This is a genomic window from candidate division KSB1 bacterium (genome assembly GCA_022562085.1).
GTDB lineage: Bacteria > Zhuqueibacterota > Zhuqueibacteria > Oceanimicrobiales > Oceanimicrobiaceae > Oceanimicrobium.
In genome coordinates, this window is record JADFPY010000124.1 from 1 (window position 1) to 11,515 (window position 11,515).

Genomic DNA, 11,515 nt, shown 5'->3' on the forward strand with positions numbered 1-11,515 from the left:
GTCGCGATGGTCGGTGATGGTGTTAACGATGCGCCTGCTTTGGCTGCCGCCTCTGTTGGCATTGCCATGGGGGCCGCTGGCACGGACACCGCTTTGGAAACTGCGGACATCGCGCTCATGGCAGACGATTTGACCAAATTACCCTATTTAGTTGATCTGAGCCAACGCGCACGCGGCGTCATTAGACAAAATATTTTTGCGGCGATTTTAATCAAACTTTCATTAGCCATCGGAGTTTTCCCCGGTCTGGTTTCTCTGGTGATAGCGGTCCTGGTTGGTGACATGGGCGCTTCGCTCGGGGTGACGGCAAATGCGATGAGGCTGGCACGGGCGAATTCAAAAAAATAACCGAAAACCTTTTATAGTTTACTTCTGAACTTTTGCACTTTTTTGCAGGAAAATGGTTAAATGACCCCGACGCTTCGGGGAATGACGTTACCCGTCATTAAGTCATTAGGCCATTTGCCTTCGGCGTCATTTTTAAGGCAGCAAGAATTCACTTCTTTCAATGACAGTGAAGCGTTAATGACTGATAATAACAACATGGTTTGGACCACTACAAAGCAATCATTTGAACATTTGCAGTTCCGCCGCGTTGGGAAGTTAGGTTGACTTTAAGCTTTGAAAAAAGTATCTTTTAATATATACTCCCGATTAGAAAGTGCAAATTTTGCACGAGCGGAAAAAAGACTTTAAAATTGACAGGAGAAATCATGAGTCCTAAAGAAATTCTTTTATATGAAATTGATGAAGCTCCTGACGAGCTTTTGACAGAAGTTATAGATTTTGTTCAGTTTTTAAAGCACAGAAAAAATCAGGAGAAATTTGAGATTACTGCAGCCAGTGAATCTGCATTAAAAAAAGATTGGCTTTCCCCCGAGGAGGATGAAGCTTGGCAACATTTGTAAAAGGTGATATTGTAGTAGTTCCATTCCCTTTTTCAGATTTAACAAATGCAAAAAGGAGGCCTGCACTTGTTTTAGCCACTTTAAAAGGAAATGATTTGATCCTTTGCCAAATTACCAGCCAGACAACCCACGATTCCTATACCATCCAAATAGATGATTCAGATTTTGAAACAGGTTCCCTCAAACATAAAAGTAACATTCGACCTAACCGTATTTTTACTGCTGACAAAAGAATAATTCTTTACAAGGTGGGTCAACGTAAAAGAAACAAAATAAATTTAGTCGTAAAAAAGATTACCGAAATTTTACAACAAAACGACGACTAAATCGAATATGAACATCCTATTCTTCTCATTCCTTGCCGCCGGCGCAACCATCCTTGGCGGCAGCATTCCTTTGCTCCACAAAAAATTGAGCGATAAGCAGTTGACTCTGCTCGTTGCTTTCTCGGCAGGGATTCTGCTCTCCACCGGCCTGAATCATATGGTTGCCGAAAGCTTTAGTGAGTCTGGACGCTGGGGCATGCTTTCGGTTAGCATCGGGTTTGTGGTTCTTTATGGCTATGAGAAAATGGCCATGGTGCACGCATGCCGGGAACAGGACTGTCATGTCCATCATTTTGGCGGCTCCGCTTTGGTAGGAATGGGATTTCACAGTTTTTTGGATGGATTTGCCATTGCCGTCAGTTTTGAGTTTGAAAAGACACTTGGTGTGTTGGTTATTGTGGCAGTCATGCTGCATAGATTGCCAACAGGCATCTCAATGGCGGTCATCATGCTTTCAAATAAATATAACGAAAGCAAAGCCTGGAAAACCCTAACCACAATTGCTGGCCTTACCGTCGTTGGTGCTTTAGCCGGAACTTTGATTCCCGTTCAGGAGCAGTTTATCCTGAGTTTCGCGGTAGGACTTACCGGCGGCACTTTCCTCTACATTTCCACGAGTGATCTCCTTCCTTTGGCTCATGAAAGCAGTCAGGATTATTGGGTGCCAATCGCTTTCCTCGTTGGATTTCTGGGTATTCTCACCGCAAGCTTCTTAAACGGCGTATAAACCAATCAGGCCAGTGTTTTGATTCAAGGCCTATAGTAATAAACCAGATAAGAATGACCAAAGCTTGGTTTTGAGCGTCATTAATTGTCAATTAGGTCATTTAGTTGTCATTGCTTAATGACCAAATGACCATGCAATGACTTTAATGACTAATCAGCATACCGATAAACAAAAAGCCAATTAGATTTAATGAGGAGTCACTGGTCTATTCTTTATTGAAGTATATTCGCGTTAATTAGCGGTGACAGTCTCCAAGTCAAAAATCCCGGGTCTCCATATTCCCAATCAATCATTCTTGTAAAAAAAACGACACAGAATAGGATAACATCTATCCATTTTTATTCAAAACTGAAAATTTTAAATCAACTTTTGACTGTTTCAAAATCAATTTGAAACATTTGTAATTTTAATATAAAACTAATGTAAGATTTTAGTTTAAGCTTGTGATTCCGATGAAAACTTTAGATATTGCTGCTCGCAAAAAATAGGAGTACTTGCATCTTATGAAATCTAACACGGATCAACCCCTTTTTGACAACCTCAAATGTATTAAAAATGACCTGGAGTCCAATCCGGAGAACCTCGAAAAATATTTTCAAATTCTCAAACTCGCCAGCGTCGGCGAAATGATGGGGGAAATAAGCCACACCTTTAACAATATTCTAGGCGGCATTCTCGGTTACTCGCAATTGCTTAAAGAACAATTACAGGAAGGCAGCGATGCGCTTCGACAAGCCGAAGTTATCGAAAAAGCCTCCAAACGAGCCTCGAAGTTGGTTTCGCAGATGCAGTTCTTTACTCAAAAGCAATCCTATCAAAAAAGAATCGTCGATCCCAAGCAAATCGTTACCGAAGTTACATTGATTCTGGAAAGCACTTTTAATAAAAATATTAAAATCACCAGTCAATTCAATCATGGCTCTGCAAGATTGTTTGTCGATCTTGCCGCCATCTATCAAATCCTTCTCAATATCTGCCGGAATTGTAAAGATGCCATGCCCGAGGGAGGCGAGCTGGCAATGCGTACGGAACTCAAAGATCAATTTGTAACTTTTGAAATATCCGATACCGGCTTTGGCATTGATTCAAATGACCTGCCGCATATTTTCGAACCATTTTTCTCAAGAAAAGAATCAGGGTTTGCGAGTGGAATGGGTCTCGCCGTCGCCGAAGCAATCGTAAAAGATAACCAGGGAAGGATTGTGGCTGAATCTGAAGTTGGCAAAGGAACGGTTTTTCGTGTGTTTCTTCCGACTGCTAAGCCATCCGGAAAATTGACTAAATCAGCCGACAATCAGGATAAATTTATGAAGGCTGATGGAGAGCTTATCATGGTGGTTGACGATGAGGAAGATCTCCGTGAAATGGCAAAACGGATTCTTGAAAAGCGAGGATTTAAAGTTGTAATTGCCGGTTCAGGCGAGACTGCCATCAAAGTTTTTGAAAAGCATGCCAATGAAATCAAACTCGTTATTTTAGACATGATTTTACCGGAAGGAGACGGCACAAAAGTTTACAAAAAAATTAAAGAGTTGCGCAAGGATTCAAAATTCATTCTCACCAGCGGCTACATCCACAATGCGCCTTTTCAGGAACTGATTGAAAATAATCAAGAAAACTTCCTTCCTAAACCCTGGGATATTACAGAGTTAATCGAAGAAGCTGAGCGGGTGCTGAAAACGGCTTAGATTTACCCAAAGAAAAGATAAACAATAAAAATCGCTGCTATTATACCCGCCAAATCTGCGATCAATCCGCAGGTCACCGTGTACCGGGCCTTGCGAATATTCACCGCGCCAAAGTAAACCGCTATTGTGTAGAAAGTCGTTTCCGTTGATCCTTGAAAAGTGGAGGCAAGCCTTCCGACAAAGGAATCGGCGCCATAAGTCTGCATAGCTTCAACCATCATTCCCCGCGCACCGCTGCCGCTCAACGGCTTCATAAACGCAGTCGGAAGGGCAGGCACAAAATCGGTATTTGCACCCAACGTAGCAAAGCACCAGCCAATTCCAGCAACCAGCATGTCCAGGGCACCCGATGCCCTAAAAACGCCGATAGCAACCAACATTGCCACTAAATAAGGAATGATTTTCACCGCCACAGTAAAGCCCTCTTTAGCTCCTTCAACAAAAGTTTCGTAAACGTTCACTTTTTTTCTAATTGCCAGACTTAAAAAAGTAATTATGATTGAAAACAAAATAAAATTACCTGCCAGACCCGACTGCTTGCCGATGGATTCCTGTGGAAGCAGGTAAAAATAATAAATAATTCCTGCAATTGCTAAACTGCCCACGCCAAGGTACCCCAAAACCGTCAAGTTCAAAAGATTGATTTTTTGATAAATGGAAACCACAATCAGTCCCGCCAGCGTGGAAAAATAGGTCGTTAGTAAAATCGGGATGAAGACGTCGGCGGGGTTGGCTGCTCCTTGCGCTGCCCGAAGAGCCATAATACTGATCGGAATGACAGTCAGTCCGGAAGTATTTAAAACCAGAAACATGATTTGGGCATTTGAGGCGGTATCTTTGTTCGGGTTGAGTTCCTGCAATTCGTTCATTGCCTTCAAACCGAGCGGAGTGGCAGCGTTATCCAGGCCCAGCATATTGGCGGCGAAGTTCATAAGCATTGAGCCGCCAGCGGGATGATCTTTCGGAAGTTCCGGGAACAGTTTTCTGAAAAGCGGGTTGATAATTTTGGAGAGTATTTTTACGGCGCCGCCTTCTTCGCCGATTTTCATGATGCCCAGCCACAAAGTCATCACACCGATCAAATAGATAGCGATGTTCACGCTGGTCTCAGCCATCGTGAACGTACTCTCCACCATTTTTGTGAAGACTTCAGTGTCACCCAAAAAGAGCAGTTTGATCAGCGCGACAACAAAAGCGATCAGGAAAAATGCTCCCCAAATATAATTGAGAGCCATGGTAAATCAAATATCAAAAACCAATTTTCAAGAAACTAAACTATTTTTTTTGAGAAGCAAGATAATTTTAGGAACTCCTGCCGACTTAACGGAAGGAATCATTCGAAAAAAAATAAATTCTCTTGTTGAAAATTGGAAATGAATTACTTATCTTTGCCATTGCTTTTGCAAATCCTGAACACTTTAACACCCGAACACTTGATTGAAGGAGGAAAAATGGTTTCCGAATTTAGGAATCATCCACTGACTGATTTTTCAAAAGATGAAAATCGCCAGAAAATGCAGGCTGCTCTTGAAGAAGTCAAGAGCCAGTTTGACCGCACATACGATTTGTATATTAACGGTCAGGAAATTGAAACCGGCGATATTCTAAAATCTTACAATCCCTGTCAAAAAGACCAGGTTGTCGGCAGTTTCCACAAAGCCGGCAACGATGATGTGGAAACCGCTATCGCTGCTGCAGAAAAAGCGTTTGAATCCTGGCGTTTCGTTGCCCCGGAAAAACGAGCGGATTACCTGTTCAAAGCAGCCGCAGTCATGCGCCGCCGGCAATTTGAGCTCAGCGCGTGGATGGTTTATGAAACCGGCAAGAGCTGGGCAGAAGCGGACGGGGACAGCGCCGAGGCTATCGATTTTCTGGAATTTTACGCCCGGGAAATGCTGCGCTATGCTGAAAAGCAGCCAATCACGCCAATTGCCGGAGAAGAAAACGAAATGATCTACATTCCACTCGGGGTTGGCGCGATCATCCCGCCTTGGAATTTTCCTTTGGCTATCCTTGCGGGGATGAGCAGTGCTGCGATTGTTTCCGGAAACTGCATCTTGCTCAAGCCTGCCAGCGATTCGCCAACCATTGGTCAGAAATTTGTTGAAATTATGCAGGAAGTCGGGCTGCCGGCAGGAGTCCTGAACTACATTCCGGGCAGCGGCTCGGTTATCGGGGACACAATTGTTACGCATCCGAAGATTCGTTTTATCACATTCACTGGATCTAAAGAAGTCGGCCTGCGGATAAACGAGCTGGCGGCCAAACCGCAGAAAGGGCAAATTTGGATTAAACGCGTCGTTGCTGAAATGGGTGGCAAAGACGCCATGATAGTCGACAGCGAAGCGAATCTGGATGAAGCAGTGGAAGCTGTGGTGAGTTCTACTTTCGGTTATCAGGGACAAAAGTGCTCTGCCTGTTCACGTGCTATTGTCGACGAATCCCTCTATGACGAATTCCTGGAAAAGTTAGTGGAACGAACCAGGAAAATCACCATGGGTGAAGTAGAAAACCCGGACCATTTTATGGGAGCGGTGATCAATAAATCTGCTCAGGAAAAGGCGTTAAAATACATCGAAAGCGGCAAAAAAGACGGTCGGCTACTTCATGGCGGTCAAGCAGGTTCTGACTCCGGCTATTTTGTGCAGCCCACGATTATTGCCGATATCGACTCGAAAGATCAGCTCGCTCAGGAAGAGGTCTTTGCACCGGTACTCGCCGTAATCAAATCCCGTGATTTGGATCATGCTTTAGAAATTGCCAATGACACCGAGTTTGGTCTTACCGGAGCTATCTATTCAGAAAACGAGGAAAAGCTGAAAAAGGCCAGAGATATTTTCCATGCCGGTAACCTGTATTTGAACAGAAAATGTACCGGAGCCTTTGTAGGGGCGCATCCGTTCGGCGGCTTCAACATGTCAGGCACCGACTCAAAGGCCGGTGGGCGGGATTACTTGCTATTGTTTTTACAGGCGAAGACGATTTCAAGGAAGGTGTGAGTTAGTCGTCACTGAAAGAGTGTGTTAAAAGATGCGCTAACTTTGCAGCCAACCTCATACCGTTTGTGCCCCTTGCCTTTGGAGATACATTCGACTTCGGGCGCATGGATACTGTAGAGTTTATTTTTGTCATGGCGTTCTGTAGAAGCAACCTATCGGCCCTTGCAAGCAGTTCTTGGCATTCAGCATCCGGTTTCTGGATTTTTCCGGGCAATGTCCCGAGCGACGAGCCCGAGGTAGATTTTGAGCTTTTTAGTCATCTTTCCGGGACGTCGCAGTTGCTTTGCGTGCGAATAGCGGCCTTGTTTGCTAAGGCCTGTTTGCTCAAACGGCGATAGCTCTGGCGCAGCTTGATGCATTTAAAATCATTATCTCAAACTATTATTTATAAATAGCTTATGATATTTTTCAGTGACGACGACTTAGGTCCGGCCGCTTCAAAGATGTTTCATTCTTAGTAACCGATTTTTTCGACTGTAAACAAATTTTTTGTGCGTTTACTCTGTTCTTCTGAGTAATTGTCATCTAAAACCCACACTGAAAACCTGGTGATGAAAATCTTAAATGAAAAACAAATAAGACCGAGTTTTGGTAGAATTTTCCCCGCTCTTTTACTTCTGCATATGTTAAGCGCAGAATTGCATTCACAATGGTCTAAGGACGCTGCCGAAAACAATGTCATCGTGAAACTCGAGAGCGACCAGTCCAGACCTGCTGTAATATCCGATGCAGAAGGTGGTGCCGTTATCGTTTGGCAAGACGGGCGCAATGGCGATTTTGATATCTATGCCAGTCGAATTTTTGCTTCAGGAAACCTTACATGGACCCGTGATGGAGAGCCAATCGCGATAGCGGAAAAGAATCAAGAGTTTCCCACAATTGTTAGAAATGTGCAAGGAGGCGCCTTCATCGCCTGGCGGGATAGTCGAGATGCAAGTATTTTCGACACCCCTATTGGAATTTATGCTCAAAGAATTGATGACTCATTTGGGCAGGGTCAGTGGGAACAAAATGGTAATCTTGTGCACTTGCCTGTTATCAGCACCTCTCCTAGCATTATACAAGACAGAAATTTTGGACCTATCGTTGCGACCTACACACCAACCGAAAGTTCGTTCTTTTCGCTGTTGATACAAAAACTTGGCATAAATGGCGAACCAGAATGGACTCCGTTGACGCCAAGAAATAAGAATCCAAGAATAAGTTCACCTGCACCACAAGAACCTCCGGTAATCGTTTCAGACCTCAGCGGCGGAGTCATATTTTCATGGGCTGATATGCGGAACGCAAATTTGGCGCTATACGTGTCACACCTTAGCACTGAGGATACGCTTGATTGGCCATCCGGTGAAGTTCTGATAGACTCAGTTCTAACTCCCGGAACGACGCCGGCCATGGTTTCCGATGATTCGAAAGGAATCATAATTGCCTGGATATCACCGGATATTCCGGACTCTAAAGATTTTGTAAAGGCTCAGCGTGTGAATTCTCTTGGTGAACCACAATGGGAGGAATCAGGAAGAGTCATCTCTTCATCCGCGGGCAGAAAACGTAACGTCAAAATTGTACAGACAAGTCAGGATACGCTGATAATTCTTTGGGAAAACCTTAACGCCGACTGGGATATTGCCGCTAAACGTATTAATTCAACAGGGATTGCACTTGAGTCAGAAATAGATGTTGCCAGTGCTGTTGAAATACAAACAAATCCTTCCATGATTGCTGATGGTAGGGGCGGAGCAATCGTTGTTTGGGAGGACGAACGCAATACTAATTCGAGCAGTACGGATATTTATGCTCAACTGATCAAAATAGACGGCGGCTTGGGGTGGGGAGAAGACGGCACGGCCGTTTCAACTGCAGCAGAAAAACAAACAGCGCCGGTTTTAGCCAGTGACGGCTTGGGTGGAGCCATTATTATATGGGAGGATTTACGAAATGGCAGCAACAACGCTGATATTTACGGCCAACGAGTCAGCGCTCCCGGCGTGTTAGGCGAGTTTCGAGAGATAAATATTACTTCACCGAATTCAAATGATAACTGGGAGATAAGTGGTCCTCGCAGAATAACCTGGATGTCTCAAGGTGAAATTGAAAATGTTAAAATTGAATTATCGCGGGACGGGGGAGCAACATATAGCACTTTGGTTCCCACTACTCCTGATAGCGGATCCTATGTTTGGCCCGCGGTTTTGGGACCTCCTTCAACTGAGTGTAAAGTAATAGTTCGCGATGTCAAAGCGGATTTTATTTTGGATGTCAGTAGCGGCCTTTTTACTATTTCCGAGCCCGCAGCGCCCGCACTCGACACCCTTGAAATTAAAACGATAGTCAGAGCTGGAGAAGCACTTGAAATAACAATAATTGCCAAGGATCTTAGCGGTATTAAGGATGTTTTTTTAAATTATAAATTGGGCGGAGCCGTAACTTTCAGAAGCGCCAGAATGGTCAGACAGGATTCAGATCAATACCGGGGGACAATCCCGGCGGACTCGGTGACAGAACGGGGTGTGGAATTTTTTGTGCGCGGCTTCGACAACATCGATCTTTCAAGCGTAACCGATACTATTTTTGTACAAGTGCCGTTTCCTGCGGGAGTTCAAACAACCGATATCTTTGCAGGCTCTGCACAAACTGCATACCGCATGATTTCAGCGCCAAATTTATTAGACGAAACTTTGGCCGATTCTATTTTTTCAAATTCACGTTTTGGTGCTTATGACACTACGAGTTGGAGATTATTCAAGTATCGTAACGGTCAAACGATCGAGCGTGATTCTGTAAATTCCGACTCGTTCAAGTTTACCCCGGGGGAAGCTTTTTGGTTGATTTCTTCCCGTAACCGTACCATTGATTTTGGGCCGGGGATTTCTCAGCGGGCTGATATGAGCGCTACCATAACTTTGGCGCCCGGTTGGAATCAAGTCGGGAATCCGTTTGCGTTTTCAGTTGCATGGGATAGTGTTATTGCCGATGGCAATGTTGACGTTCCTATATTTTATAACGGTATTTATTCTGCGGCACAAAACCTGGAACCTTATCAGGGTTATTTTATTTGGAATTTTGACACTCTAAATGTAACATTAACAATTCCTCCAATTGAAGCTAACGCGTCAAATTCGGTATTATCCCGAACGGCGGCCGGGGTGGATTGGCAGGTGCAGATCCTGTCGATGTGCAGTGAAGCCAGGGATGATTTCAATTATCTTGGCATTCATGAACAGGCTTCAATAACCTGGGATCGATTCGATCATCCTGAACCGCCGCCAATTGGCGAGTATATTTCCGTCTATTTTCCCAGGAAAGATTGGCAAGTTTACCCGAACAATTACACCACAGATTATCGGGATGACCTTGGTCAGGGACAAAGCTGGACATTTCAAGTCAAAACCAATATTCCCAATACTGAGGCCCAAATATTATTTTCTGGGTTGGCAGATCTTCCATGGGACTTAGAAATTGTGCTGGTGGATGAAAAACTAAACATAACCAGAGATCTTCTGGTAGACCAGAGTTACAGTTTTCCAACAGGCAATTCCGGGACGACTAAAACCTTAAAGGTGATTGTCGGCAAACGCGAATATATTTCCGATGAGATCAGCAGGTCAACTTTTATACCCAGCACTTTTGAACTCGATCAAAATTTCCCTAATCCTTTTAATCCAGCGACATCAATTCGCTACGGGTTACCGGAAGCTGCAAACGTAACCATCAAAGTTTTTGATCTTTTAGGAAAAGAAGTCGTAACTTTGTTGTCCGCTGAGCAAAGGGAAGCCGGATATCATGTTATCTCCTGGGGCGGCCGCGACCGGGATGGTTCCTCCGTTGCCAGCGGTCTGTATTTCTATCAAATTATCTCCGGAAAATTTGTGCAAACCCGTAAAATGCTTTTGGTGAAATAAAGATAAAAATTGGAGCATCAAATATGGAAATGGTCAAAAAAAGTTTCCTCTTTCTTCTGTTAATTTTTATGCCAATTTCACAATTAGTTGCTCAACAGGAAGTCGGCGAGCCGGCGCTCAGGTCTATTGATCCCGAAGAAATAGTAAGTAAGCATAAACAGGGCTATGAGAAAACAGCCCCGGCAATCGTGAAAATTGTTTCAGATGGCGGGAGAAAAATGGCGGCCGGCGTCATACTTGGCGTTAGTGAGGATGGCGATGGTTATGTTCTGACTTCCTTTGGTGCGGTAGCCGGGCTGAATAAAGTTGCTGTTATTCTGATGAACCACCCCGACGCCCTTCTAGGCCGCATCGTTGACAAATGGATTGACTTTGATTTAGATTTGGCTATCATCAGCATTAGAAATTTTCCTGACGCGCAACGTGTGGTGTCAATTCAAAATTCAAAATCTGCCAAGCTTGAAGAGATATATTTGCTGATCGCGCATACTGACACCGGCGATTGGCTGCCCATTGAGGTGAATTTGGCGAATTTTGATGACACAAAATTTGCGTTAAGTTTACCCAGTGAATCAGGGATGGAAGGCGCTCCTATCGTTACAAAGAAAGGAGATATGATTGGAGTTTTCTCAAGCCTTAAAGCGAACAGCTTATCATTGGCAATTAGAACCAATGCCATAAAACCGCTTATTAATGAATGGTTTAACTCAGTTAAATTAGCACAAAAATGGGAAGAGAAGCGCACCGGTATCGCGACCTGGATCTGGGCTGTCGGGGGGAGCGTTATTGGCGGTACTATTGTGACTGCAATTGCGATTTCAGGGGGAGGCAATGGACCGAGACCGGGTTTGCCGCGCGCGCCCAACCCTCCGCCTATTCCTGAAAAACAGCGGTAAATGGCTATTCGTTCATCAAGCTGCTAAACTTGTTACTTGGGTCCTCTGTAATTCGCCCATGGATGGGCC

General features: G+C 44.3%; 10 protein-coding genes. 9 read left to right on the top strand and 1 reads right to left on the bottom strand.

The features are described 5' to 3' along the window. The 5 genes from IH879_11735 to IH879_11755 all read left to right on the top strand — a co-directional run. The coding region (locus IH879_11735; protein ID MCH7675606.1) for a cation-transporting P-type ATPase at positions 1-348 on the top strand (348 nt) is incomplete at its 5' end. 365 nt (positions 349-713) lie between these two features. After that, on the top strand, positions 714-908 hold the full coding sequence (locus IH879_11740; GenBank protein MCH7675607.1) for a DUF2281 domain-containing protein: 195 nt from the start codon (positions 714-716) through the stop codon (positions 906-908). Beyond that, positions 893-1,234 (top strand): type II toxin-antitoxin system PemK/MazF family toxin, encoded by a 342-nt coding sequence (locus IH879_11745; GenBank protein MCH7675608.1) that lies wholly within the window; start codon positions 893-895, stop codon positions 1,232-1,234. Before IH879_11740 ends, IH879_11745 begins: the two co-directional genes overlap by 16 nt. A 7-nt stretch (positions 1,235-1,241) precedes the next feature. Beyond that, positions 1,242-1,961, top strand: coding sequence for a ZIP family metal transporter (locus IH879_11750; GenBank protein MCH7675609.1), 720 nt, complete (start codon positions 1,242-1,244; stop codon positions 1,959-1,961). Between the two features lie 503 nt (positions 1,962-2,464). Further along, positions 2,465-3,649: a response regulator gene (locus IH879_11755; GenBank protein ID MCH7675610.1), complete on the top strand. Its 1,185-nt coding sequence runs from the start codon at positions 2,465-2,467 to the stop codon at positions 3,647-3,649. Positions 3,650-3,651: 2 nt separating this feature from the next. Here IH879_11755 and IH879_11760 read toward each other — a convergent pair whose 3' ends face one another. Next, positions 3,652-4,884, bottom strand: a complete 1,233-nt coding sequence (locus IH879_11760) for a spore maturation protein (GenBank protein MCH7675611.1) — start codon at positions 4,882-4,884, stop codon at positions 3,652-3,654. A 216-nt stretch (positions 4,885-5,100) separates the two neighbouring features. Here IH879_11760 and pruA point away from each other — a divergent pair, with 216 nt between their 5' ends. From pruA to IH879_11780, 4 genes are all read left to right on the top strand, one after another. Then, positions 5,101-6,648 carry an L-glutamate gamma-semialdehyde dehydrogenase gene (gene pruA / locus IH879_11765; GenBank protein ID MCH7675612.1) on the top strand — a complete coding sequence of 516 codons (1,548 nt, stop codon included), beginning with the start codon at positions 5,101-5,103 and terminating at the stop codon, positions 6,646-6,648. 131 nt (positions 6,649-6,779) lie between these two features. Continuing rightward, positions 6,780-6,986 (top strand): hypothetical protein, encoded by a 207-nt coding sequence (locus IH879_11770; protein ID MCH7675613.1) that lies wholly within the window; start codon positions 6,780-6,782, stop codon positions 6,984-6,986. A gap of 213 nt (positions 6,987-7,199) precedes the next feature. Then, on the top strand, positions 7,200-10,550 hold the full coding sequence (locus tag IH879_11775; GenBank protein ID MCH7675614.1) for a T9SS type A sorting domain-containing protein: 3,351 nt from the start codon (positions 7,200-7,202) through the stop codon (positions 10,548-10,550). 23 nt (positions 10,551-10,573) lie between these two features. Beyond that, the gene (locus IH879_11780; GenBank protein MCH7675615.1) at positions 10,574-11,446 is read left to right on the top strand and encodes a trypsin-like peptidase domain-containing protein; all 873 of its coding nucleotides are present in this window, start codon (positions 10,574-10,576) and stop codon (positions 11,444-11,446) included. Positions 11,447-11,515 lie beyond the last annotated feature (69 nt).

Bases quoted from the DNA above. Each gene is read 5' to 3' on its own strand.
- IH879_11755 (MCH7675610.1), top strand. From the start codon at position 2,465: ATGAAATCTAACACGGATCAACCCCTTTTTGACAACCTCAAATGTATT.
- IH879_11770 (MCH7675613.1), top strand. From the start codon at position 6,780: ATGGCGTTCTGTAGAAGCAACCTATCGGCCCTTGCAAGCAGTTCTTGG.
- pruA (MCH7675612.1), top strand. From the start codon at position 5,101: ATGGTTTCCGAATTTAGGAATCATCCACTGACTGATTTTTCAAAAGAT.
- IH879_11740 (MCH7675607.1), top strand. From the start codon at position 714: ATGAGTCCTAAAGAAATTCTTTTATATGAAATTGATGAAGCTCCTGAC.
- IH879_11760 (MCH7675611.1), bottom strand. From the start codon at position 4,884: ATGGCTCTCAATTATATTTGGGGAGCATTTTTCCTGATCGCTTTTGTT.
- IH879_11775 (MCH7675614.1), top strand. From the start codon at position 7,200: ATGAAAATCTTAAATGAAAAACAAATAAGACCGAGTTTTGGTAGAATT.
- IH879_11780 (MCH7675615.1), top strand. From the start codon at position 10,574: ATGGAAATGGTCAAAAAAAGTTTCCTCTTTCTTCTGTTAATTTTTATG.
- IH879_11750 (MCH7675609.1), top strand. From the start codon at position 1,242: ATGAACATCCTATTCTTCTCATTCCTTGCCGCCGGCGCAACCATCCTT.